The organism is Elioraea sp., from assembly GCF_022842375.1.
GTDB lineage: Bacteria > Pseudomonadota > Alphaproteobacteria > Acetobacterales > Acetobacteraceae > Elioraea_A.
In genome coordinates this window covers 17,960-39,832 of record NZ_JALHPR010000026.1, presented here as the reverse complement: position 1 = coordinate 39,832, position 21,873 = coordinate 17,960, and the positions used below count along the sequence as shown (strand labels likewise).

Below are 21,873 nucleotides of genomic sequence, written 5' to 3'. Positions count from 1 at the left end.
TTCCAGCAATCGGCCCGTGAATCATGTGCTGCGGTGCGCGCAGCAGCGATCAGGCCAGCATCACCAGCCGCCCGACATAGGCACCGTAGCCTGCCAGCATCGCGATCCCGAGGCCGCGGCCGACGCGGCCTGTGATCATTGCCGGCACCAGGAGCAGCGTCGCGGCCGCCATCACCCACATCTCGGTCGCCGCGATCTCGGACGGGATCGCGGTCGGCGCGATCAGGCTCGACACGCCCAGGATGCCGAGGATGTTGTAGATGTTCGAGCCGAGGATGTTGCCGAGCGCGATATCCGAGTGGCGGCGGATGGCCGCGACCACGCTCGTCACCAGTTCCGGCAGCGACGTGCCGATGGCGACCAGCGTGAGCCCGATCACCACCTCGGAAATGCCGAAGCCGCGGGCGATGTTCACCGCAGCACCAATCATCAGGTTGCCGCCGACCACGAGGAGCCCAATGCCGCCCGCCACCATCGCCGCGCCGAGGATGGGGTTGAGCGGAACGGCCTGCACTTCCTCGGCCTCGGCTGCGTGTAATTCACCCGAGGCGGTGCCGCCACCGCGCTCCTGCCGGTAGGTGATCACCGCGGTCGCGACGAGAAGTGCCAGGCAGACCACGCCGTGCCACCAGACGAGCCTGTCGGTGGTGAGCGCGATGGCGATGAAGACGACGGCGGCGCCAAGTGCGAAGCCGGCGTCGCGGCGGATCGCCTCCGGCTTCACCACGATCGGCGATATCACCGCGGCGACGGCGAGGATGAGCAGGATGTTGGCGATGTTCGAGCCGACGATGTTGCCGACCGCGATGCCGTCGAGCCCGGCCAGCGCCGCCTCGACCGAGACGACGAGCTCAGGCGTCGAGGTGCCCCAGGCAACGACGGTAACGCCGACGAGCAGCGGCGACACGCCGAGCCGCCGCGCGAGGCCGACGCCGCCGCGCACCAGGCCCTCCGCGCCAAGAACCAGCAGGGCGAGGCCTGCCGCAAGCCAGACGAGATCCATGCCGAACCCTTTGAAAAAGGCCAGCAAGGGTCCGACATCGCGGGAGGGGTCCCGCCAGAGGGGCCCGAACCCCGGGCCGGACGGAGGTGGCCCGCCGCCTGCGACAATTCAAGGCGTCACCGATTCGAGGCTGCGCCCGGGCCTGCCGCCGTGCCACGCTCGGCCATGCTCGATGCCTTCCTCTACGCGCTCGTCGCCCTGCTCGTGATCTTCGACCCGCCAGGCACGGCGGCGATCTTCATCGCCATCACCCCGCGCGACACCGACGCCGAGCGGCGCGAGCAGGCGGTGCGCGCGGTGGGCATCTCGTTCGTGGTGCTGGCCGGCTTCGCGATCGGCGGGGAATGGCTGATGCGGGCGATGGGGGTGACGCTGCCGGCCTTCCAGGTAGCGGGTGGCATCCTGCTGTTCCTGCTGGCCACCGACATGGTGATGGTGCGCGACAGCGGCCTCCGCCGCACGACCGAGCGCGAAACGGCCGAAGCCGAGGCACAGGAGAGCGACATCACGGTTTTCCCGCTCGCCATCCCGCTGATCGCGGGGCCGGGGGCCATGACGACGATGGTGCTGTTGCGCGGCCAGGCGGGGGACGATTGGGGGCTGCTCGCAGCGCTGGCCGCAGCGCTCGGGGTGGCGCTCGCCGTCACGCTCGTCTCGCTGCTCGCGGCCAAACAGCTGGTGAGGATGCTGGGCGAGACGGGAACGAACGTGATCGGCCGCGTGCTCGGCGTCGTCGTCGCAGCACTCGCCGCGCAGATCACGCTCGACGGCGTGCGCGCGATCCTGGCCTGAACGCTACTCCGCCGCCTCGAGGATGGCCGGGTGGCGCGCGGCGGTGCGCAGCGCCTCGGCGATGGTCTCGGGCGCCTGCGCGCCGCTGAAGATGACGTGGCGGTTCAGCACGAAGGTCGGTACGCCAGAGATGCCCGACCGGCTCGCGGCGGCCGCTTCGGCGCGCACGGCATCGACCGCCTCGTCGGAGGCAAGCCGTGCGGCCACGGCCTCGCGGTCCATCCCCTCGGCGGCGGCGATGTCCGCCAGCACGACGATGTCGCCGATGTCGCGGCCCTGTTGGAAATAGGCGCGGAACACGCCCTCCATCACCGGATACTGAAGCCCGGCTTCCGCCGCGAAGCGTGATAGCCGGTGCGCGTTCGTGGTGTTCGGCGTGCGGGCGATGGCATCGAGGTGGAAGGTGAGGCCCGACGAGGCCGCCGCCTCCGTCACCTGCGCGTCGAGCTGGCGCGAGCGTTCGATGCTGCCGAATTTCGCGGTGCGGTACGCCGTGCGCTCGACCCCCTCGTCGGGCATGTCGGGGTTCAGCATGAAGGGGAAGAAGGTTAGCGTGAAGGCGAGGTCAGGATCGCTCTCCCGCAGCATCGCCAGCGCCTGGTCGAGCCTGGTCTTGCCGATCCAGCACCAGGGGCAGATCGCGTCGGAGACGACGGTGAGGGCCAGCGTCATTGTTCACCCCTTCCGTGGCAGGAGCTGTTCGGCGAGCGTTGCAAACCAGCTGGCGCCGATCGGCAGGATCTCGTCATTGAAATCGTACTTGGGATGATGCACGGCGGCATCGTCCTCGCCGCGCCCGCCGCCCAGCATCAGGTAGGCACCGGGCTTCTTCTGCAGCATGAAGGCGAAATCCTCGCCGCCCATCGTCGGGCGCGGCATCTCGGCCACCCGCGCGTCGCCCTGGACGGCGATGGCCGCAGCCCGGGCTAGCGCCGTGCTCTCCGGCTCGTTCACCGTGGCCGGGTAGGCGCGGCGAAACTCCACCTTCGCGGTGGCACCAAAGGCGCGGGCGATGCCCTCCGCCGTGTCGATCGTCCGCCGCTCGAGCAGGTCGCCGGCCTCCTTCGTGAACCACCGCGCCGTGCCGCGCAGCCGCACCGTCTCGGGGATCACGTTGTAGGCGAAGCCGCCCTCGATCCAGGTGATGGAGATGACGCCGCTGTCCACCGGATCGAGGTTGCGCGCGACGATGCCCTGAAGTGCTGTGATGATGTGCGCGCCGACGAGAACCGCATCGATGCCAAGGTTGGGCATCGCGCCATGCGCGCCGATGCCGGTGATGGTGATGTCGATGCCGCCCACCGCCGCCATCACCGGGCCGTTGCGCCAGATGAACGTTCCGGCAGGCGCCTTCGGCCAGTTGTGGATGCCGAACACGCGATCGGCCGGGAAGCGCTCGAACAGGCCTTCCTTGATCATCACCTCCGCCCCGCCGCCGAACTCCTCGGCCGGCTGGAAGAAGAGATAGACGGTGCCGGCGAAGTTGCGCGTCTCGGCGAGGTAGCGTGCCGCACCGAGCAGCATCGTGGTGTGCCCGTCATGCCCGCAGGCATGCATCACGCCGGGGGTTTGCGAGGCCCAGGGCTTGCCCGTCTCTTCATGGATCGGCAGTGCATCCATGTCGGCGCGCAAGCCGATCGCGCCGGCCCCCGGCTGGGTGCCGCGGATGACGCCGACGACGCCGGTGGTGGCGATGCCGGTATGGATCTCATCGACGCCGAACGCCTTCAGCTTCTCGGCTACCAGCGCTGCCGTGCGGCTTTCCTGGAAGGCGAGCTCGGGGTGGCGGTGGATGTCCTGCCGCCACTCCGTCATGTCTGGGTGGAACTCGGCGATGCGGTTGTGCACGGGCATCTGGGGGAAGGCCTTTCTCGTCTGTCGTTGATCGAGCCGACGCTCACTGTCCCTCAGGACGGAGGAAAGCGAAATCCACGCCTTCGGGAGCCTGCAGCACCTCGCGCTGCCAGAGCTTGTCCCAGCCCCTCAGCGCGGGCGCGGGCGGCACCCAGGCAGCGCGGCGGCGGGCGAGCTCGTCCTCGGCCACCAGCAGGTCGATCCGTCGCTCCTTCACCGAAAGCCGGATGCGGTCACCGGTGCGGACCAGCGCCAGCGGCCCGCCCTCGGCGCTTTCTGGCGCGACATGCAGAACGATCGTGCCGAAGGCGGTGCCCGACATCCGGGCATCGGAGATCCGCACCATGTCCTTGAGCCCGGCGCGGGCGAGCTTCTTCGGGATGGGGAGATATCCCGCCTCGGGCATGCCGTAGCCGCCCTTCGGACCGGCGTTCTGCAGCACCAGCATGTCATCGGCGGTCACGTCGAGGTCGCCGCTGTCGATGCGCTCGGCCATGTCGGGGAGGGAGGAGAACACCACCGCGCGCGCCTCCTTCTCGAACAGCGTCGCATCGGCGGCCGAGCGCTTCAGGATCGCCCCGTTGGGCGCCAGCGAGCCGAACAGCGCCACGAGCCCGCCGACGGGCGAGATGGGGTCGGACGCCGGGCGGATCACGCTGTGGTCGACGAACGCGTCCTCCTCGCGGTCCAGCCGCTCGCGGAGCGTCTCGCCGGTCACGGTCGGCACGTCGAGGTGCAGCAGGGGGCGAAGCTGGCGCAGCACCGCGCCCATCGCCCCGGCTGCGTGGAAATCCTCCATGTAGCCCTGGCCGGTGGGCTTCAGGTCGACCAGCACGGGGGTCTCGTCCGACAACACGTTGAGGCGGTGGAGGTCGAGCGTGATGCCAGCCCTGCCGGCAATGGCGGCGAGGTGGACAATGGCGTTGGTCGAGCCCCCGAGGGCCAGTAGAACGCGAAGCGCGTTCTCGACGCTCTCGGGTGTGACGAGCTCCCGCGGGCGGACGATGCTCTTCTCGGTCGCGAGCCTGACGGCGAGAGCACCCGAGGCTTCCGCCGCGCGCATGCGATCGGCGTGCACGGCCGGGATCGCGGCGGTGCCGGGCAGCGTGAAGCCGAGCACCTCGGCGATGCAGGCCATGGTCGACGCCGTTCCCATCACCCCGCACGAGCCCGCCGTGGTGGCAAGGTTGCCCTCGACGCGCTCGATCCGAGCGGCATCGACGTCACCGGCCCGGAAGCGCGCCCAGAAGCGGCGGCAATCGGTGCAGGCCGACAGGCGCTCGCCCTCGAAGCGCATCGCCATCATCGGCCCGCCGACGACGAGCACGCAGGGCACGTTGGCCGAGACCGCCGCCATGAGCTGCGCCGGCACCGTCTTGTCGCAGCCGCCGAGCAGCACGACCGCGTCCAAAGGCTGGGCGCGCATCATCTCCTCGGTGTCGATGGCCGCGAGGTTGCGGTAGTACATCGAGCAGGGGCTGAGCGAGGGTTCGCAGACGCTGACGGTCGGGAACTGCAGCGGCAGCCCGCCCGAGGCGAGGATGCCGCGCTCCGCCGACCGGACGAGGTCGGGGAAATGCCGGTGGCAGTTGTTCAGCCCCGAGCCCGTGTCGCAGATGCCCACGGTGGGGCGGGTGAGCGCCTCGCGCGACCAGCCCATCGACAGCATGAAGGTGCGGCGGAGATAGAGGGCGAAGTCACGGTCGCCGTAGTTCGATGTGTTGCGGGCCAAGCCTTTCGGATCGTGGCCTTTCGGATCGTCTGTCATGCGTTTCCCCCTCGGTCGGCGACAAGCTATGCGGCATCGGCGCGGCTGTCTCTAGAGCCGTTTCACCGTGGCCGTGCCGCCGCTCTTCCGGCGCTGCTGCCCGACTCTTGACGCATGCGTGTGGCCGCGGCCGAGGGCGATCCGCGCGAGCCGCTGGCGCCCTTGCCATGGGGGCGGGAACGTGTGCCCTGGTTGCTCACTGTCCGGCTCCATGTCCAACTCAACGTCCGGCTCCCTGTCCGGCAACGCGAGGTTTCCCATGCTCTCCCGCCGTCTCATGCTGATCGTGCCGTTCTCGGCCCTGCTGCCTGCGTCCGCGTCGGCCGACGATGCGCGATCGGTGATTGCGGGGGCCGAGGCACTGGCGACGCGGTTCCGGGGCAATCCGCAATGGGGCGGCATCTGGAACCTCATCGGCGCGTGCCAGGCGGTGCTGCTAGCGCCGCGCATCCGCGGCGGCGGCCTGATCGTCGCGGGGCAGAGCGGCGACGGCCTCGTTCTGGCCAGGCACGGCGCGGTCTGGAGCGATCCCGTCGGCGTCGCGATGTCGGAACTGTCCGTCGGCTTCCAGGCGGGCGCGCGGGAGGTGGGCATTGCGGTGTGCATCCTGTCGAAACCGGCACTCGCGCGCCTCGTCCAGGGCGGGATCTCCGGCGGCGGCAGCGGCGGCTTCTCGCTCGGCAGCCTCGGTGTCGGGGCGCAGGCGGGCGGCAGCAGCGGGCAGGGCATCGAGACGCTGGCCGTGTCGGTGAGCGAGGGCGGGCTCTACGCCGGCAGCGGACTTGGCGGGATGAAGGTCTCCGCCTCGGCCGCGCTCAACGCCGCCCTGCACGGCGCGACGCAGCGGCCGGAGGCAGCACTCGATGTCCCGGGCGGGAGGGTTGCCGGTGCGGCCTCGTTGCGCGAGGTGCTCGCCGGGGCGACGCGGGCGAGCTTCGGCTTCACCCCCCGATAGACGCCGCCCCGAGTATACGGTATCGGGATACCACCACGCGCAAACCTGCGTTTTCGCTTGACCCAGCGGGGGTGCCGCCGTATCCGTGCGCCCTCGCGGCCGGGGCAGTCCCGGCGCATCTGGATCGGAATACGATGAAGACCGTCTCGATCAAGCCTGCTGAGGTGCAGAAGAACTGGTGGGTCATCGACGCGAACGGCCTCGTGCTTGGCCGCCTCGCCTCGCTGGTCGCCAACCGCCTCCGCGGCAAGCACAAGCCCACCTTCACGCCCCATGTCGATTGCGGCGACCATGTCGTGATCGTCAACGCTGAGAAGGTGAAGGTCACCGGCAACAAGGCCGACCAGTCGGTGTTCTACTGGCACACCGGCTACCCGGGCGGCATCAAGGGCCGGACGCAGGGGCAGATCCTCACCGGCAAGCACCCGGAGCGGGTGATCGAGAAGGCGGTCGAGCGCATGATCACGCGCGGGCCCCTCGGCCGGCAGCAGATGCGCAACCTGCATGTCTATGCCGGCCCCGCCCACCCGCATGACGGCCAGGCCCCCAAGGCGCTCGACGTCGCCTCCATGAACCGCAAGAACAGGGTGGCCTGAGCATGGCAACCGAGCCAACTCGTACTGACAGCGTCAAGTCGCTCGCCGACCTGAAGGACCTCGCCGGCGTTCCAGGTGCCGCCGAGGACGCAGCGAAGCGCGAGCCGAAGCGTGATGCGCTGGGCCGCTCCTACGCCACCGGACGGCGCAAGGACGCGGTCGCCCGCGTGTGGGTGAAGCCCGGCAAGGGCAAGATCGAGGTGAACGGCAAGACGGCGGAGGAGTATTTCGCCCGTCCCGTTCTGCGCATGCTGATCGCCCAGCCCTTCCTGGTGACCGACCGCTACAACCAGTTCGACGTGTTCTGCACCGTCGTCGGCGGCGGGCTCTCGGGCCAGGCCGGCGCGCTGCGCCATGGCCTGTCGCGGGCCCTGGTGAACTATGAGCCTGATCTCCGCCGCATCCTGAAGGCGGCAGGGTTCCTCACGCGCGACCCGCGCGTGGTCGAGCGCAAGAAGTACGGCCGCGCCAAGGCGCGTCGCAGCTTCCAGTTCTCGAAGCGCTGATCGGTCTCCCCCTGGGCCGATCCACGGCGCAGGGCAGGATTGTTTCGGGGGGCGGGGCCGCAAGGTCCCGCCCTCTTGCTTTTCCAGGGCGCCCGCACGGAAAGTGGGCAGGAAGCGAGGAGGTTCGCATGGTCCAGCAGAAGGTGTTCATCGACGGCGAGGCCGGCACGACGGGGCTCCTGATCCGCGAGCGCCTGGAGAACCGCGCCGACATCACGCTGATCCAGATCGCACCCGACCGCCGCAAGGACCCCACCGCGCGCGGCGAGGCCCTGGCGGCAGCCGATGTCGCCGTCCTCTGCCTGCCCGACGATGCCGCGAGGGAAGCCGTGGCACTGGCTGACCAGCTGCCGGGCGGCGGCCCGCGCATCCTCGATGCCTCGACCGCGTATCGCACCGCAAGTGGCTGGACATACGGCTTTCCAGAGCTTTCAGCCGAGCAGGCGAATGCCGTGCGCGGCGCGCGACGCGTCTCCAACCCCGGCTGCTATCCGACCGGTGCGATCGCGCTGCTGCGCCCACTGGTCGATGCGGGCATCATCCCGGCCGACCACCCGATCACCATCAACGCCGTCTCGGGCTTCTCCGGCGGCGGCAAGAGCATGATCGCAGCCTACGAGGCCGGCACGGCACCCGCGTTCGAGCTGTACGCGCTGGGGCTCGAGCACAAGCACCTGCCCGAGCTCGTCGCCCATGCCGGTCTGACGCGGCAGCCGATCTTCATCCCCTCGGTCGGCAACTTCCGGCAGGGCATGCTCGTCAGCATCCCGCTGCATCTCGACACGCTGCCAGGCACCCCCACGGTGGCCGATATCGAGGCAGCACTCGCCGCGCGCTACGAGGGCAGTGGCTGGGTGAAGGTGGTTCCGACCGCGGGACAGACCAAGCTCGAACCCGAGGCGCTGAACGGCTCGAACATGCTCGAGCTCCGCGTGTTCGGCCATCCGGCCAAGCGCCAGGCGCTCCTCGTCGCCCGCCTCGACAATCTCGGCAAGGGCGCGTCAGGGGCCGCGGTGCAGAACCTCGCGCTGATGCTCGGCCTCGACCAGGGCCAGGCAGCCCGCGCCGCCTGATCAACGAAATTCCCGGAGAGACACGATGCAGGGCCCCCTCTACCCCTTCCAGGGGAAGATGCCGAAGGTTCACCCCACCGCCTTCATCGCGCCGACGGCCGCAATCATCGGCGACGTGGAGATCGGCGAGGGGGCAAATATCTGGTTCCACTGCGTCATCCGCGGCGACGTGAACCATGTGCGCATCGGCGCGCGCACCAACATCCAGGACGGTTCGATCCTGCACGTGAACCGCGCGACGCATGCCTGCATCATCGGCGATGACGTCACGGTCGGGCACATGGCGATCATCCATGCCTGCACGCTGAAGGACCGCGCCTTCGTCGGCATGGGGGCCATCGTGCTCGACGGGGCGACGATCGAGGAAACCGGCATGCTGGCCGCCGGTGCGGTTCTCACCCCGAACAAGGTGATCAAGGCGGGTGAGCTCTGGGCCGGCGCGCCGGCGACGTTCATGCGCCAGCTCGGCGAGAAGGACGCGTTCTTCCAGAAGACCGCGCCGCACTACGCAGAACTCGGCGCCGAGTACCGCACCGAGTATGCCGCGCTGCGCGGTGCCGCGATGCGCGGGGCGGCGGAGTGAGGCGACGGCTCCTGCTGGTCGGCGCGCTCGGGCTCGCTGCGTGTGACGGAGGGATGCCGGTGGAGAACGTGACGCTGCCGCTGGGCGCGCTGCGCGGGGCGGGCGATGCGCTGTGGCAGGCGACCGAGCTTGCCTCTCACGCGCTGGCGATCCGCCCCGCGGCACTTGCCGGCAACCCGGCCGAGGCGGCGCTCGCGGTGCTCTACTACGAGTACGCGGCAGCGGAATCGGGCAATGGCAGGCTGTCGGACCAGAACCCGGCACGGCTGATGCGCGAGGGCCGGCCCCATCTCCGCGCCGCGGCAGGCATCATCGGCGAGGCGACGCCGCAGGCGGTGATCGATGCGCTCTGGGCGGTGTCGGAGGCGCTCAGGCGCGGCGACGACGCGGCGGCGCGGGCCGCCTTCGCGGGCCCTGTCTTCCGCCAGCCGCCCGAGGTGCCGCGCGACGCGTTGTCGCGCCTTGCCGTGCCGCAGCAGGCGGTGCGGGGCCTGCGCGAGCTTCGCGCGCTTCTGGAGCGCGAGCGCGGGCCCATGCGGTAGGCTGAGCCACCGCTTGCCTCACGCGGGGCCCGCCCCTAGGGTGCGGCGCACTCAGCTTGTGCGGCGGGGCGTAGCGCAGCCTGGTAGCGCGACTGGTTTGGGACCAGTAGGTCGTCGGTTCGAATCCGGCCGCCCCGACCATGCCGATCCCGTCATCGAGGCGTTCGGAGCAATGATCATGCGCGCACGGATCCTGAGGCCTTCGAAATCGGCGATGCAGTCCGGCCGCGCACGGACGCGGGACTGGATCCTGGTGTTCGCCCAGACGGAGGCGCGCACGGCTGACAGCCTGATGGGCTGGATCGGCTCCGGCGACACGGTGGCGAACCAGGTGCGGCTGCGTTTCCCGACCCTCGAGGCGGCGGAGGCCTATGCGAAGGCCAACGGCATCGACTATGAGGTCGAGCCGGCGCAGGCGACGGCACTGAAGCCGAAGGCCTATGCCGACAATTTCCGCTACGGCCGCGGCGACAACTGGACGCATTGACGCCTGGGCAGGCTTTCTCCGGGCGCCCTTAGCTCAGCGGATAGAGCAGCCGCCTTCTAAGCGGCAGGTCGGTGGTTCAAGTCCACCAGGGCGCGCCACCATAGAACGGAAGACCGACTAACTTGTATCTATAGTTGGCAGCAGTTATTTCATTCTAATTATAGTTCATGATCATGGGGAGGGTATCGTATATGATACAGTCGATTTACAAAGATTCAAGAGAACTTTCTTATCGCCGAGGTTATTCTACAGATTGAAATATTCGAAAATGCATTCATCAACTTCTCGAATCTGTTTAAGAAAATTCCCGAAGACGAACACTGGATCACAGTCGCCCCCCAAATCTGGGCTCAGATAGACCCGATGATCTCAGCAAGTGCGCGAGTCAGTAAATTAATCTCGCCTGTCTTCTCGGATACAAAAAAGTCATCGAGAAGGAGAAGGGAGTTCTTCGAAAAACTCTGCAGTGATTTGAATTCAATGAAAAAGATTAAAATTCGAGACGTACTCGAGCACCAATACGAACGAATGGATAGATTAATTCATGATATTGAGTATGATAAAGTATTCGAATTTCCCTCAATTCTTGGTGAGGTTACATTTTCGGGCTGCAATATGATAGCTAATGTCATCATTAGCTCCAGAGAGATTTTCGGCTCTACTTGGCTGAGTATGAGAAAGATTCGTGTTCTTGAGTATAACGATTTGATCGTTTCGCACTTCGAAGCCGAATTCAGACTCCGCGACATTCGAGCAAATCTTCATAAGTTGCATAACAGAATTCGAGACGAATTCGGTACAGAGCGAGTAAGTAACGCTATGCAAGGTTTTTATCTTCCTATTCGTGACAAAGTAAATGTCGAATCACGAGAAACAGGCATCGATATAGTTATGAAGTTTGATCGCCCTACAAAGATGATCAAGTTTCCTCGGAACGTAAACTGAATTGACTTTCAAGTTATCGGTCTTCGTTACGTTCGAAGCTTTCTGGTCAGGAGCCCCATGCCTCAGTCCCGCCCCTCGTCGGGGATGGCGAGCACCGTGCCGCAGGCCTTGCAGTGCACCGCATCGGGGTCATGCCGCAAAAGGCCGCAGGTGGGGCAGGGGAAGCGCACCTTGCTCGGCCGGAACAGCGCGCGGGCGAGCCTCAGGAACAGCGTCACCCCCGCAATCATGATCACGACGGAGATCAGCCGCCCCGATGTGCCAGGCAGCGTGATGTCGCCGAACCCCGTCGTCGTCAGCGCCGTGACGGTGAAGTAGAGCGCATCCGCGTAGTTGGCGATCTCGGTGTTCGTCGCGTGCTGCGTCTCGTAGACCAGCGCCGTCATGATGAAGACGAACACCGACAGATGGATGGCGGCAAGGAACGCCTCCTCGTTCCGCCTAAAGAACGGGAAGTCCTCGCGCAGCATCCGCGCCATACGGTAGGTGTGCAGCAGCCTCAGCGTCCGCACGACGCGCAGGAAACCGAAGCCCTCGCCGGCGAGCGGGGCGAGGAAGGAGGCGATGGCCACGATGTCGGCGAGCGATGTCAGCCGCACCGCCTCGCCGAGTGGCCTGCGGCTCGCCGCGACCCTCGCCGCGAACTCGACCAGAAGCACGACGCCGATCACCACGTCCACCCACTCGATCCAGGCATGGCGCTGGACAAAGGATGTCGCGATGACGAACAGCACGGTCGCGAGATCGAGGCTGAGGATCGCGTAGCGGAAGCGCCGCGCCTCCTCGGTGCGGCCGTCATAGAGGTAGCGCAGCCGGAGGCGGAACGACGCCGGCCCGGCTTCTGCCCCGTGCCCGACCATCCTTCGCACCTCAGCCCCAGGCGTCGCGGTAGATGGCGATGATCTCGTCGCGCGATGGGACACGCGGGTTGTTGCCGGGGCTGCCGCTGGCCAGCGCCTGGTCAGCCATCAGGGCCAGAAGCTCGTTCCACTTCCGCTCATCGAGTCCGTAGGCGCGGGGGCTCGGCACGGCGAGGTCGCGGTTCATCGCCTCGAGCTCCGCCACCAGCTTCGCCGCCGCTGCCTGGTCACCCTCATCCGCTGTCGCGACCCCGATCGCGCGCGCCGCATCGGCGTAGCGCGGCAGCGCGGCAGACAGCGAGAAGCGCGTGACGGCCGGAAGCAGCATCGCGTTCGAGAGCCCGTGCGCGACGTGGAAATGCGCGCCGATCGGCCGGCTCATCCCATGCACCAGCGCGACCGAGGCGTTGGAGAAGGCAAGCCCGGCAAGCGTCGCGCCCAGCATCATGGCCTCGCGCGCCGCCTCGTTCCCGGGCTCGGCATAGGCGGTGCGCACGTTGGGGCCGATCAGTGCCATGGCGCGCAGCGCCATCGTGTCGGAATAGGTGTTCGCGCGCTTCGAGACATAGGCCTCGAGCGCATGCGTCAGGCTGTCCACGCCCGTATCCGCCGTGGTGCGCGGCGGCACGGAGTGCGTCAGCGTATGGTCGACGATCGCCGCCGCCGGCAGGGCGGCGAGGCCCGCAATCAGCATCTTCTCGCTGCGTTCCGTATCCGTCACGACCGTGAAGCGCGTCACCTCCGACCCCGTGCCGGCCGTGGTCGGGATCGCGATGATCGGCAGCGCTGCCATGTCGGCTGCCGCCGGCGCCTTCCAGTCGCGCATCTTCGCCTGCCCATCCATTCCCCGCGCGGCGGCGAGGATCGCCATCGCCTTGGCCGTGTCCATGGGCGAGCCGCCGCCGAACCCGATCAGGCAATCGACCTCGAGCCCACCGAGAAGTGCCACGCCTGCCTCGATCACCGTGTCGGTCGGGTCGGGCACCGTCTCGCTGAACACGGGTGCGGTGATTCCCTTGGCGGCGAGCGGCGCGAGCACGCGCGCGACCATGCCGGACGAGACCATGAACGGATCGGTCACGACCAGCGGGCGCGAAAGTCCAAGTTTCGCCAGCACGTCCGCGACCTGCGCGACAGCGCCGCCGCCGACAAGCAGCAGCCGCGGCGAGACGATGCTCGTGACCATGGAACCCCTCCCTCTCCAGAACCGTCGGGGGAAGCTACTCGCCCCCGTTCCTCAAGGCGAGACGCGGCGTGCGGCGGCAAGGGCCAGGCGCCGCGACACCGCCTCGCTGGGTGGGTGCGGGGCGAGGCTAGGGATCATGGGCACGGGCAGGTCTTCGGCGCGGTGGCAGGCGACGAGATGATCATCGCCGAGCGGCCGGAGCACAGGCCGCTCCTCGCGGCAGCGGGCGATGACATGCGCGCAGCGGGTGGAGAAGCGGCAGCCCGGCGGCGGGTTCATCGGGCTCGGCACGTCGCCGGCAAGCGCGCCCTGGGCGCGCCTGCGCCCTGGGTCCGGGACCGGGATCGCGGCGAGCAGCGCCTGCGTGTAGGGATGCAGCGGGGCTGCATAGAGGCGCGTCTTCGGCGCCGTCTCGACGATCTCGCCGAGATACATCACCGCGATGCGATCGGACACGTGCCGCACCACGGCCAGGTCATGCGCGATGAACAGGTAGGAGAGGCCGAGGCGGTTCTGCAGGTCCTTCAGCAGGTTCACCACCTGCGCCTGGATCGAGACGTCGAGCGCCGAGACGGGTTCGTCGCACACCACGAGCCGCGGGTTGACGGCGAGCGCGCGCGCGATGCCGATGCGCTGGCGCTGCCCGCCCGAGAACTCGTGCGGGAAGCGCTGCGCATGGTAGGGCGCGAGCCCGACGAGGCGAAGCAGCTCCTCGACGCGCGCGCGGCGCGAGGCATCGTCGCCGATGCCGTGCACCTCCATCGGCTCGGCAATGATGCGCCCGACCGCCATGCGCGGGTTGAGCGAGGCGTAGGGGTCCTGGAATACGGGCTGCATCGCCCGCCGCACGGCGGCGAGCTCGCGCGCCGGCTTCGTCGTGATGTCCTCGCCTGCGAAACGGATGCTGCCGCCGGTGGGCGTGAGAAGGCGAAGCACGAGGCGTGCGGTGGTGCTCTTGCCGCAGCCGCTCTCGCCCACGAGCGCGAGCGTCTCTCCCTCGGCCAGGTCGAAGCTCACGCCATCGACGGCGCGCACATGCCCGACCACCTTGTTGAAGATCACCCCACGCTCGACCGGGAAGTGCTTCTCGAGGTTCCGGACCGACAGCAGTGGCTCGCTCACGCGAGCACCGTCTCGAGCGGGGCGTGCCAGCAGGCCGCCTGGTGAGCGGGGCCAAGGTCACGCAGCATCGGCATCTCGCTTCGGCACCGATCACTTGCAAAACCGCAGCGCGGGTTGAAGCGGCAGCCCGGGGGCAGCGCGAAGGGTGGCGGCACCGTGCCCTCGATCGCGAGCAGTGACTGGTTCTCGCCATCGAGCCGCGGGACGGAGCCGAACAGGCCGAGCGTATAGGGGTGCTGCGCATCGCCGAACACGGCCCCCACCGGCCCGGTCTCGACCACGCGGCCGGCATACATCACCGCCACCTCGTCGGCCATTTCCGCCACCACGCCGAGGTCATGCGTGATGAGGATGATCGCCATCCCCGTCTCCTGCTGCAGCGCCTTCAGCAGGTCGAGGATCTGCGCCTGGATGGTGACGTCGAGCGCCGTCGTCGGCTCGTCGGCGATGAGCAGCTTCGGCTCGCAGGCCAGCGCCATCGCGATCATCACGCGCTGCCGCATGCCGCCCGAGAGCAGGTGGGGATACTCGTCGAACCGCTTCTCGGGTGCGGGGATGCGCACGCGCCGGAGCGCCTCGACCGCGACGTCCTTCGCGGCGGAAGGCGAGAGGTCACGATGCGCGCGCACGGCCTCGGTGATCTGCCGGCCGATCGTGTGGACCGGGTTCAGGCTCGTCATCGGCTCCTGGAAGATCATGCCGATCGACCCGCCGCGCAGCTGGCGCATCTCGTCCGCGGGAAGGCCGATCAGGTCACGTCCCTCGAAGCGGATCGACCCGGAGGCGATCCGTCCCGGCCGCGGAACGAGTCGCATGATCGAGAGCGACAGCACGCTTTTGCCGCAGCCGCTCTCGCCGACGATGCCGAGGGTGCGCCCGGGGGCGACCGACACCGTGACGCCGTCCACCGCCGGCAGGTCGCCGGCGGAGGAGCGGAACACGGTGCGGAGGTTGTCGATCGCGAGAAGCGGCTGGGTCATGCCATCAGAGCGTCAGGAAGGTCGGCGGGCTGATCGCCTCGAGCGGGCGGTGCGCCCAGTCACGATCCGGCACGCCCGCGATCATGCGCGCCTGCGCCTCGTGCAGCTCCTCCGCGGCGGCGGCATAGTCGATCGTCAGGCACTTGCCGTCACGCACCACCTCGTGGCCGTCGACCACGACGGAGCGGATGGCACGGTCTGCCGCGGCGTAGATCAGGCTGCGCACCGGGTCGCGCGCCGGCCGCATTCCAGGGTGGGTGACATCGACCAGCACCAGGTCGGCACGGCAGCCGGGGGCGAGGCGGCCGATGTCGTCGCGGCCGAGTGCCTTCGCCCCGTTCACCGTTGCCGCCTCGAACAGGTCGCCCGAGTTCAGCGTGCGCGGGTTCTCGGCCATCATGCGCGCGGCGTAGGCGGCGAGCCGCATCTCGTCGAGCATGTTGTGCGGGAACGTATCGGTGCCGAGGCCGATGTTCACGCCGCGGCGGCGATACCGCCCGATGTCGCGCAGCATTATGCCCCGCCGTGCGAACACGGTCGGGCAATGGGCGACGGTCGTTCCGCTGTCGGCGAGCAGGCCGAGATCGGTGTCGGTCGACCACCGCGTGCGCGGGTGGTCATCGAGGAAGATGCCGTGGCCGATGATCGTGCTGTCACCCAGCGTGCCCAGGCTGTCGAGCCACTGGATCGGCGTGAGGCCGTGGCGTCGCGTGATCTCGTGGAACTCCACCACGCTCTGTGCGGCATGGATCTGCCAGGCGATGCCGCGCTTCTTCGCCTCCGTGTGGCTGTCGCGCAGCAGTTCCGGCGTGCAGGTATCGATCTGCGCCGGAACGGCCATGCCGGAGAGGCGGCCCGAGGGGTGCTGCTCCGCCCGTTCGATCAGCGAGAAGGCCTCCTCCATCGCCTTCACGCCGGCCTTCTCGTCCCACTCGTACTCCACGACGTGGCCCGACTTCGTGTACCAGCGCGCCGAGCGGAACATCGGCGCGATGACAACCCGCATGCCGCTCTCGCCGAGCAGGTCGAGCCAGCCCGGATGCGCCATCGAGAGATCGGCGACGGTGGTGACACCCGAGAGCAGGAGTTCGGCGAGTGCCACGCGCACGCACGCCTTCACGCCCGACCCGTCGCCGCGGAAGATCGGCAGGTACTCGTAGAGCGACGAGTTGTAGAGGCCGGGAGAGCCGACCTCATCGGTCAGCCCCTTGTTCATCGGCTCCGACGAGGGGTGGCAGTGGATGTTGACGAGGCCGGGCATGACCATCAGCCCGGCCCCGTCGATCACATGCTCTGCCGGCCCGTCATAGCCACGGCCGACGAATGAGAGCACACCGTCACGCCAGGCAACGTCGGCGTTCGGCATGTAGGCGTGCTTCTTCGACGACGCGTCCCACGCGACGACGAAGGCGGCATTGCGGACGAGCGTGGTCGGCGATGCCGTCATGGGTGCGTTCATGGTTGCTGCCATCCCTACTGGCGAAGCGTGATGTCGAGGCCCTTGTAGAGCGCGGCCGAGTAGACGCCATGCGGGCGGGCGCCCGCCACGCGCCGGCCGGACGCCAGCCAAAGCTGCGAATGGGCGATCGGGAACCAGACATTCGCCTCCGTCAGCTGCCGCTGGGCCAGTGCCGCGGCCTCCTGGCGCGCGCGCTCGTCGAGCGCGGCACTTGCGGTCGCGATCCACGCGTCGGTCTGTGCATCGCGCCAGTTCATGCGGTTCGGAGTCGGTGCAGCAGCGGAACGGAAGTACAGGGCAAGCGCGTCGCGCGCCGAGGTGTAGGGGTAGGACATCATGAACGCGTCGAACTCCTGCGTTGCGAGCCGGCCCCAGGCGACGGTGGCGTCGAACAGCTGGATGCGCATCTCGATGCCGACGCGGCGAAGGTCTGCCTGCATCGCCTCCGTCATCTGGCGGTTCGCCTGGGTCGTGATGCCGTAGACGAGGAAGGAGGCGCGCTGCCCGTCCTTCACGCGGATGCCGTCGGAGCCGGGCCGCCAGCCGGCAGCATCGAGGATGCGGATGGCTTCCGCGCGGTCGAATCCGACCTGCTTCGCCTTCGCCTCAGGGTCGAAGCCCGGTGCGCTGGGGTGGATGAGAGAGCGCATCGGGTCTGCCGCGCCGAAGAACGTGGCCTGCACCATCGCGTCACGGTCGATCGCGAGGTTGGCGGCGCGGCGGATCACGGGGTCGCTCACCACGGGCTTGTCGACCTTGAAGCCCATGAAATAGTCGACGAAGTAGCTCTCCTGCTGCGTCATCGTGATCCCCGGCGCGCGCCGGAGCCCTTCGACCGCGAAGAACGGGATGTGCTGGGTGATGTCGCCCTGGCCTGTCTGCAGGGCCGCGATCCGCGTGTTCGGATCGGGGATGACGCGCCAGACCACACGGTCGATCTGCGGGCGGGGGTTCTGGTAGATCGGCGGGCCCCAGGCGTAGGTCGGGTGCTTCTGGAGCACGAGGTCCTGCCGCGGCGTCCAGCTCACCCAGCAATAGGGGCCGGTGCCGTTGAAGCCCTGCGTGCCGAAATTGTCGCCGAGCCGCTCGACCGTGTTCTTGTCGATGATCCCGGCGAAGTAGAGGGTGAGCTGGAGCAGGAGCTCGCCGAACGGCTCCTCGAGCTCGTACTCCACCGTGGTCGCGTCGACGGCGCGGATGTCCTTCACGTTGCCGGCGCGGGCGCGCACGGGGCTGCGCGTCGCAGGGTCGATCCAGCGCTTGATGGAGTAGACGACGTCCTCCGCCGTCATCTTCCGCCCGTCGCAGAACGTCACGTCGTCGCGCAGCTTGAAGGTGTAGAGCTTGCCGTCATCGCTCACGGTCCAGCTCGTGGCCAGGCCGGGGCGGATTGTCTTCTGGTCCCAGTCGAGCGAGACGAGCGTGTCGGTCATCATGTAGATGACCTCGCCTGCGGCGAAGGCCGTCACCTTGTGCGGGTCATACCGGTCGGCGTCGATCTCGCGCAGCACCACGAGGGTGTTGCGCGGTGCCGCCTGCGCCCACGCCGCATTTGCGGTGAACAGGCCCACCGCGCCGGCGGCAGCCATCAGCATGCCCCTGATTGTTCCATGGATCGTCCGTTGCATCGTCGTCTCCCGTTCCAGATGCGTCATTGTCTCAGTCAGATCCGCAGCGTCATATTCTCAGGCGGGGGTCGAGCGCGTCGCGCAGCGCATCGCCCAGCACGTTGAAGGCCAGCACCACCATGAAGATCAGCACGCTCGGCACCACGGCGATGTGGGGCGCAAAGAAGAGGAAGTTTCGCCCTTCCGCCGCCATCGCGCCAAGTTCCGCCGAGGGTGGCTGCGCGCCCAGGCCCAGGAAGGAGAGGGCGGAGCCGAGCAGGATCACCTGCCCGAAGCGCAGCGTCGCGAACACGAAGATCGGCGAGAGGCAGTTCGGCGCGAGGTGCCGCCAGATCAGCCGCCCGTCATTCATGCCCACCGCGCGCGCCGCCTCGATATAGTCGAGCCGCATGACAACGAGCGCTGCCCCGCGCACGATGCGCGCCATGAGCGGGACGGTCGCGACCGACATGGCGATCACGACCGCCACGAGCCCTGGCCCGAAGATCGCCGCGATCGCAAGCCCGAACAGGATCGCGGGGAAGGAGAGCAGCACGTCCATCAGCCGCATCAGGAGCCCGTCGATGCGCCTGTAGAACGCCGCGGCGAAGCCGATGGCGATGCCGATGCCGCCGCCGATGACGAGCGAGATCACGCCCATCAGCAGCGTCGCGCGAAGCCCGTAGAGGCAGCGCACCACGAGGTCGCGCCCCTGCGCATCGGTGCCGAGCAGATACTCGCCACCAGGGGGCCGCATGGTCGCGCGCAGGTTGGTCTCGTATGGGTCGACGCCGGCGAGCCAGGGGGCGAACACGGCGGCGAAGATCGTCAACAGCACGAAGGCAAGCGCGATCGCCGCGCCCGGTTCCGTCGCGAGGCGGCGCAGGATCCCCGCGCGCTTCGGCGCGGCGGGAACGGAAGCGGCGGTTGTTGCGACCGCGCTCATGACACCCTCACGCGCGGGTCGAGCACAGCGTAAAGCACATCGACAACGAGGTTGATCACGATGAAGCCGAGCGAAAGGACGATGATCGTTCCCTGCGCCATCGGCATGTCGGAGGAGAGGATCGCGCCGACGGCGAGCCGCCCGACGCCCGGCCAGGAGAAGATCGTCTCCGTCACCACCGCGCCGCCGAGCAGGAAGCCGATCTGCAGCCCGATGAGCGTCACGACGGGGATGAGCGCGTTCCTCAGCGCGTGGTGAAGGACGACGACACGCTCGACCAGGCCCTTGGCGCGGGCGGTGCGCACATGATCGGCGCCGAGGACGTCGAGCACCGCCGTGCGCGTCATCCGCGCGACAGGCCCGACGAAGACGCCGCCGAGCGTCAGCGCGGGGAGCGCCAGCGCCTTCAATCCTTCCACCGTCCAGATCGGGCCGGCGCGTCCGGTGAAGGGCAGGAGCTGCCACTTGAAGCCGACGAACCAGATCAGCACGAGGCCGACGAAGAACACCGGCACCGAGACGCCGGCGACGGCAAACGCCATCACCGCGCGATCGAACAGCGAGCCGCGCCAGTACGCAGCGACGGTGCCGAGCAGGATGCCGAGCGGGATCGACCAGAAAAGCGCGCCCAGCATGAGCTCGAGCGTCGGCCCGATCGTGGCACCCAGTTCCTGCGAGACCGGAACGTTGTTGATGATCGAGACGCCAAGGTCGCCCTGTGCGAGCCGCCCGAGATAGAGGAAGAACTGCGTCCATAGCGGCTTGTCGAGGCCAAGGTCGGCGCGGATCGCCTCGATCACGTCGGGCGTCGCCATCGGCCCGGCGCGCACCACGGCGGGATCGGTCGGCACGACCTGGAGCAGGATGAAGCCGATCAGCAGCACTCCGAACATCACGGGGATGGCCGTCAGCAGCCGGCGCGCGATGTGGGCGAGCATCCCGCCTCAGCCGGACACGGCGAGCGCGCCGTGGCGATCATGCGTCACCGCGCCGCCGACGAGCGTGAGGTCGCACGCGATGCCGCGCACACGCTCCGCCAGCGCGTCGGCATCGAGGGCGAACAGGTCATCCGACAGCACCGCGATGTCGGCATCCATGCCGGGGGCAAGCGTGCCGCGGCGGGCCTCGGCGAATTGGCTGTAGGCGCCCGCCCAGGTGTAGCAGTGCAGCGCGTCCTCGAGCGTGAGTGCCTGGTCAGGCCCGAGAATGGTTCCCTTGTTCGTCCGTCGCGTCAGCATCGTGTACAGGTTGATGAAGGGATTGACCGTCGAGACGGGGCAATCCGACGAGGCCGAGGGATTCGCCCCTTCGTCGAGCCAGGTGCGCATCGGGTAGGCGGCCTCCGAGCGCGGCAGCCCGAGATTGGTGACGTAGAGGTCGCCGAACTCGTACATGAACACGGGCTGCGGCACGGGCAGGATGCCGTGGGCCAGCATGCGTTTCCGTTGGTTCGGCGTGACGAAGCCGCAATGCTCGATGCGATGCCGCCGCCCGGCGAGGGGATGATCGTCGCTTCCCGCCGCCTCCATGGCCGACAGCACCTGCTCGATCGCCGCATCGCCGATGGCGTGGATGTCGAGCTGCCAGCCCTCGCGGTGGTAGTGGGCGAGGAGGCGATGCATCGTCTCGTCAGGGAAACAGAACACGCCGGTGCCGCCGCCGGCACTCGCGAGATAGGGGTCGAAGAACGCTGCCGTCAGCCCGCCGGCGGAGCCGTCGGCGAATACCTTCACTGCACCCCAGCGGAGCATCTCGTCGCCCGCATGCGGCCTCAGCCCTGCCTTGCACGCCGCCTCGGCGATGCCCTCGGGGTTGGCGGCCAGCACCTGCCACATGCGCTGCAGCAGCCGGCCCTCCGCCCTGGCGCGCTCATAGGCGCCGATCTCGGCCATCCCCGCCGTCATGCCGACATTCATGTCGGTGGCCGACGCGAAGCCGAGCGACGCGAGCTCGCGGCCCGCAGCCTCGATCGCGCCAACCATGCGCGCTTCGTCAGGCACCGGCACATCGTTGAGCACGAGGCGCATCGCGCGTTCCTGGAACAGCCCGGTCAACGCGCCACCCTTGCGCTCGATCACCCCGCCCTCCGGGTCGGGCGTGTTGTGGCCGACGCCTGCTGCGCGCATCGCGGCGGAATTCGCGACACCCATGTGGCCGCAGGTGCGGCGGATGAACACGGGATTGTCCGGTGACACGCGGTCGAGCTCAGCCGCCGTCGGGTGGCGGCCGACATCGAGGGCGGCGTGGTCGTAGCCGCGGCCCATCACCCACGCACCCTTCGGTGCCTGTTGCGAAGCCGCACCGATCCGCCGGAGCACCTCGTCGAGCGTCGTCACCTCCTCGGCGCGCAGGTTCACCTGCGACAGGCCGAGCCCGTAGGGCAGGAGATGCATGTGCGCTTCGTTGAGGGCGGGAATCGCGAGGCGGCCTGCGAGATCGACATGCCGCGTCGCTGGGCCGGCCAGCGCACCGATCGTCGCATCATCGCCAGTGGCGAGAACCGTGCCGCCGCGGATTGCGAGCGCGGTTGACATCGGCAGGCCACGGCCGCACCAGACCGTTCCGCCGGTGAGGATGATGTCGGCCGCGCCGCCCGTCACGCCGTCCAT

21 protein-coding genes and 2 tRNA genes are annotated in these 21,873 nt (G+C 68.4%); 10 read left to right on the top strand and 13 right to left on the bottom strand.

The window, feature by feature from the left end; translation table 11 throughout:
- Nucleotides 1-49: 49 nt before the first annotated feature.
- On the bottom strand, nt 50-1,003 hold the full coding sequence (locus tag Q0C38_RS18370) for a calcium/sodium antiporter (RefSeq protein WP_291298578.1): 954 nt from the start codon (nt 1,001-1,003) through the stop codon (nt 50-52).
- A 150-nt stretch (nt 1,004-1,153) separates the two neighbouring features.
- On the opposite strand from Q0C38_RS18370, the gene Q0C38_RS18365 reads away from it, so the two are divergent.
- Nucleotides 1,154-1,795 carry a MarC family protein gene (locus tag Q0C38_RS18365; protein ID WP_291298577.1) on the top strand — a complete coding sequence of 214 codons (642 nt, stop codon included), beginning with the start codon at nt 1,154-1,156 and terminating at the stop codon, nt 1,793-1,795.
- A 3-nt stretch (nt 1,796-1,798) separates the two neighbouring features.
- On the opposite strand, the gene Q0C38_RS18360 is transcribed toward Q0C38_RS18365, so the two are convergent.
- Genes Q0C38_RS18360 through Q0C38_RS18350 form a run of 3 tightly spaced genes read right to left on the bottom strand, consistent with a single transcriptional unit; the run spans nt 1,799 to nt 5,417 of the window.
- A complete protein-coding gene (locus tag Q0C38_RS18360) occupies nt 1,799-2,467 on the bottom strand; it encodes a DsbA family oxidoreductase (protein ID WP_291298576.1) in 669 nt (222 codons plus the stop codon).
- A gap of 3 nt (nt 2,468-2,470) precedes the next feature.
- Nucleotides 2,471-3,649: a M20 aminoacylase family protein gene (locus Q0C38_RS18355; protein WP_291298575.1), complete on the bottom strand. Its 1,179-nt coding sequence runs from the start codon at nt 3,647-3,649 to the stop codon at nt 2,471-2,473.
- Between the two features lie 43 nt (nt 3,650-3,692).
- Nucleotides 3,693-5,417 carry a dihydroxy-acid dehydratase gene (locus Q0C38_RS18350; protein ID WP_291298574.1) on the bottom strand — a complete coding sequence of 575 codons (1,725 nt, stop codon included), beginning with the start codon at nt 5,415-5,417 and terminating at the stop codon, nt 3,693-3,695.
- A gap of 259 nt (nt 5,418-5,676) precedes the next feature.
- Here Q0C38_RS18350 and Q0C38_RS18345 point away from each other — a divergent pair, with 259 nt between their 5' ends.
- The 9 genes from Q0C38_RS18345 (at nt 5,677) to Q0C38_RS18305 (ending at nt 10,257) form a co-directional block, all read left to right on the top strand.
- Nucleotides 5,677-6,372, top strand: a complete 696-nt coding sequence (locus Q0C38_RS18345) for a YSC84-related protein (protein WP_291298573.1) — start codon at nt 5,677-5,679, stop codon at nt 6,370-6,372.
- 134 nt (nt 6,373-6,506) lie between these two features.
- Nucleotides 6,507-6,968, top strand: a complete 462-nt coding sequence (rplM, locus tag Q0C38_RS18340; protein ID WP_291298572.1) for a 50S ribosomal protein L13 — start codon at nt 6,507-6,509, stop codon at nt 6,966-6,968.
- 2 nt (nt 6,969-6,970) lie between these two features.
- Complete coding sequence (gene rpsI, locus Q0C38_RS18335) at nt 6,971-7,474, top strand: 30S ribosomal protein S9 (protein ID WP_291298571.1); 504 nt, start codon at nt 6,971-6,973, stop codon at nt 7,472-7,474.
- A 128-nt stretch (nt 7,475-7,602) separates the two neighbouring features.
- Complete coding sequence (argC, locus tag Q0C38_RS18330; protein ID WP_291298570.1) at nt 7,603-8,547, top strand: N-acetyl-gamma-glutamyl-phosphate reductase; 945 nt, start codon at nt 7,603-7,605, stop codon at nt 8,545-8,547.
- 25 nt (nt 8,548-8,572) lie between these two features.
- Nucleotides 8,573-9,130 carry a gamma carbonic anhydrase family protein gene (locus tag Q0C38_RS18325; protein WP_291298569.1) on the top strand — a complete coding sequence of 186 codons (558 nt, stop codon included), beginning with the start codon at nt 8,573-8,575 and terminating at the stop codon, nt 9,128-9,130.
- Complete coding sequence (locus Q0C38_RS18320; protein ID WP_291298568.1) at nt 9,127-9,672, top strand: hypothetical protein; 546 nt, start codon at nt 9,127-9,129, stop codon at nt 9,670-9,672. The genes Q0C38_RS18325 and Q0C38_RS18320 overlap by 4 nt, the downstream gene beginning before the upstream one ends.
- A gap of 64 nt (nt 9,673-9,736) precedes the next feature.
- Nucleotides 9,737-9,813 (top strand) — tRNA-Pro (locus tag Q0C38_RS18315).
- 37 nt (nt 9,814-9,850) lie between these two features.
- The gene (locus Q0C38_RS18310) at nt 9,851-10,159 is read left to right on the top strand and encodes an ETC complex I subunit (RefSeq protein WP_291298567.1); all 309 of its coding nucleotides are present in this window, start codon (nt 9,851-9,853) and stop codon (nt 10,157-10,159) included.
- 22 nt (nt 10,160-10,181) lie between these two features.
- Nucleotides 10,182-10,257: transfer RNA gene (locus tag Q0C38_RS18305), tRNA-Arg, on the top strand.
- Nucleotides 10,258-11,166: 909 nt separating this feature from the next.
- Here Q0C38_RS18305 and Q0C38_RS18300 read toward each other — a convergent pair.
- From Q0C38_RS18300 to Q0C38_RS18260, 9 genes are all read right to left on the bottom strand, one after another.
- Entirely contained in the window at nt 11,167-11,964 is a 798-nt protein-coding gene (locus tag Q0C38_RS18300; RefSeq protein WP_291298566.1) for a potassium channel family protein, read from the bottom strand.
- A gap of 10 nt (nt 11,965-11,974) precedes the next feature.
- Nucleotides 11,975-13,150, bottom strand: coding sequence for an iron-containing alcohol dehydrogenase (locus tag Q0C38_RS18295; protein WP_291298565.1), 1,176 nt, complete (start codon nt 13,148-13,150; stop codon nt 11,975-11,977).
- 51 nt (nt 13,151-13,201) lie between these two features.
- On the bottom strand, nt 13,202-14,272 hold the full coding sequence (locus Q0C38_RS18290; RefSeq protein ID WP_291298564.1) for an ABC transporter ATP-binding protein: 1,071 nt from the start codon (nt 14,270-14,272) through the stop codon (nt 13,202-13,204).
- Nucleotides 14,269-15,252 (bottom strand): ABC transporter ATP-binding protein, encoded by a 984-nt coding sequence (locus Q0C38_RS18285; RefSeq protein WP_291298563.1) that lies wholly within the window; start codon nt 15,250-15,252, stop codon nt 14,269-14,271. Before Q0C38_RS18285 ends, Q0C38_RS18290 begins: the two co-directional genes overlap by 4 nt.
- Before the next feature lie 4 nt (nt 15,253-15,256).
- Nucleotides 15,257-16,711: an amidohydrolase family protein gene (locus tag Q0C38_RS18280; RefSeq protein WP_291298562.1), complete on the bottom strand. Its 1,455-nt coding sequence runs from the start codon at nt 16,709-16,711 to the stop codon at nt 15,257-15,259.
- 14 nt (nt 16,712-16,725) lie between these two features.
- Complete coding sequence (locus tag Q0C38_RS18275; RefSeq protein WP_291298561.1) at nt 16,726-18,306, bottom strand: ABC transporter substrate-binding protein; 1,581 nt, start codon at nt 18,304-18,306, stop codon at nt 16,726-16,728.
- An 82-nt stretch (nt 18,307-18,388) separates the two neighbouring features.
- Complete coding sequence (locus Q0C38_RS18270; RefSeq protein WP_291298560.1) at nt 18,389-19,264, bottom strand: ABC transporter permease; 876 nt, start codon at nt 19,262-19,264, stop codon at nt 18,389-18,391.
- On the bottom strand, nt 19,261-20,202 hold the full coding sequence (locus Q0C38_RS18265; protein ID WP_291298559.1) for an ABC transporter permease: 942 nt from the start codon (nt 20,200-20,202) through the stop codon (nt 19,261-19,263). Before Q0C38_RS18265 ends, Q0C38_RS18270 begins: the two co-directional genes overlap by 4 nt.
- A gap of 6 nt (nt 20,203-20,208) precedes the next feature.
- On the bottom strand, nt 20,209-21,873 hold the full coding sequence (locus Q0C38_RS18260; protein ID WP_291298558.1) for an amidohydrolase: 1,665 nt from the start codon (nt 21,871-21,873) through the stop codon (nt 20,209-20,211).

Excerpts from the sequence above, each read along its gene's own strand:
- Q0C38_RS18325 (WP_291298569.1), top strand. The coding sequence starts at position 8,573 with ATGCAGGGCCCCCTCTACCCCTTCCAGGGGAAGATGCCGAAGGTTCAC.
- Q0C38_RS18355 (WP_291298575.1), bottom strand. The coding sequence starts at position 3,649 with ATGCCCGTGCACAACCGCATCGCCGAGTTCCACCCAGACATGACGGAG.
- Q0C38_RS18265 (WP_291298559.1), bottom strand. The coding sequence starts at position 20,202 with ATGCTCGCCCACATCGCGCGCCGGCTGCTGACGGCCATCCCCGTGATG.
- Q0C38_RS18360 (WP_291298576.1), bottom strand. The coding sequence starts at position 2,467 with ATGACGCTGGCCCTCACCGTCGTCTCCGACGCGATCTGCCCCTGGTGC.
- Q0C38_RS18310 (WP_291298567.1), top strand. The coding sequence starts at position 9,851 with ATGCGCGCACGGATCCTGAGGCCTTCGAAATCGGCGATGCAGTCCGGC.
- Q0C38_RS18345 (WP_291298573.1), top strand. The coding sequence starts at position 5,677 with ATGCTCTCCCGCCGTCTCATGCTGATCGTGCCGTTCTCGGCCCTGCTG.
- Q0C38_RS18300 (WP_291298566.1), bottom strand. The coding sequence starts at position 11,964 with ATGGTCGGGCACGGGGCAGAAGCCGGGCCGGCGTCGTTCCGCCTCCGG.
- Q0C38_RS18295 (WP_291298565.1), bottom strand. The coding sequence starts at position 13,150 with ATGGTCACGAGCATCGTCTCGCCGCGGCTGCTGCTTGTCGGCGGCGGC.
- Q0C38_RS18275 (WP_291298561.1), bottom strand. The coding sequence starts at position 18,306 with ATGCTGATGGCTGCCGCCGGCGCGGTGGGCCTGTTCACCGCAAATGCG.
- rplM (WP_291298572.1), top strand. The coding sequence starts at position 6,507 with ATGAAGACCGTCTCGATCAAGCCTGCTGAGGTGCAGAAGAACTGGTGG.
- argC (WP_291298570.1), top strand. The coding sequence starts at position 7,603 with ATGGTCCAGCAGAAGGTGTTCATCGACGGCGAGGCCGGCACGACGGGG.
- Q0C38_RS18370 (WP_291298578.1), bottom strand. The coding sequence starts at position 1,003 with ATGGATCTCGTCTGGCTTGCGGCAGGCCTCGCCCTGCTGGTTCTTGGC.
- Q0C38_RS18350 (WP_291298574.1), bottom strand. The coding sequence starts at position 5,417 with ATGACAGACGATCCGAAAGGCCACGATCCGAAAGGCTTGGCCCGCAAC.
- Q0C38_RS18270 (WP_291298560.1), bottom strand. The coding sequence starts at position 19,264 with ATGAGCGCGGTCGCAACAACCGCCGCTTCCGTTCCCGCCGCGCCGAAG.
- Q0C38_RS18285 (WP_291298563.1), bottom strand. The coding sequence starts at position 15,252 with ATGACCCAGCCGCTTCTCGCGATCGACAACCTCCGCACCGTGTTCCGC.
- rpsI (WP_291298571.1), top strand. The coding sequence starts at position 6,971 with ATGGCAACCGAGCCAACTCGTACTGACAGCGTCAAGTCGCTCGCCGAC.
- Q0C38_RS18280 (WP_291298562.1), bottom strand. The coding sequence starts at position 16,711 with ATGAACGCACCCATGACGGCATCGCCGACCACGCTCGTCCGCAATGCC.
- Q0C38_RS18260 (WP_291298558.1), bottom strand. The coding sequence starts at position 21,873 with ATGGACGGCGTGACGGGCGGCGCGGCCGACATCATCCTCACCGGCGGA.